The 448-nt window shown below is 75.7% G+C and carries 1 protein-coding gene; it reads left to right on the forward strand.

The window, feature by feature from the left end; all coding sequences use genetic code 11:
• Positions 1-448, forward strand: a 448-nt coding sequence (locus I6F37_RS39830) for an LLM class flavin-dependent oxidoreductase (protein WP_225154353.1), incomplete at both ends; no start/stop codon positions are given.

The raw sequence follows: 448 nt of genomic DNA on the forward strand, positions 1-448 counted from the left end.
GTGGCGGCCACGGCCGAGGTGGTCGACGACCTGCGCGCTCGCGCCGGGCAATGCGGCCGGGAGCTGCGGTTCGGCTTCCGCGCCCACGTGATCGTGCGGGAGACCGAGGACCAGGCCCGGGCCGCCGCCCGCCACCTCGTCGCCGCCCTCGACGATGAAGTCGGCTCGGCCATCCGGTCGCGGTCGCTCGACACCACGTCGGTCGGGGTCGCCCGCCAAACCGATCTGCGCGAGGGCGCCGACGACGAGGGCTACGCCGAGCGCCACCTGTGGACCGGGGTGGGCCGGGCCCGGTCCGGTGCCGGAGCGGCGATCGTGGGCGACCCCGACCAGGTCCGCGCCACCCTCGACGCCTACCGGGGCGCCGGCGTCGACGCCTTCATCTTGAGCGGCTACCCCCACCTGGGTGAGTGCGACCGCTTCGCCCGCCTGGTGCTCGACGACTACC

This window comes from Bradyrhizobium sp. NBAIM08, from assembly GCF_020193935.1.
Lineage (GTDB): Bacteria > Pseudomonadota > Alphaproteobacteria > Rhizobiales > Xanthobacteraceae > Bradyrhizobium > Bradyrhizobium yuanmingense.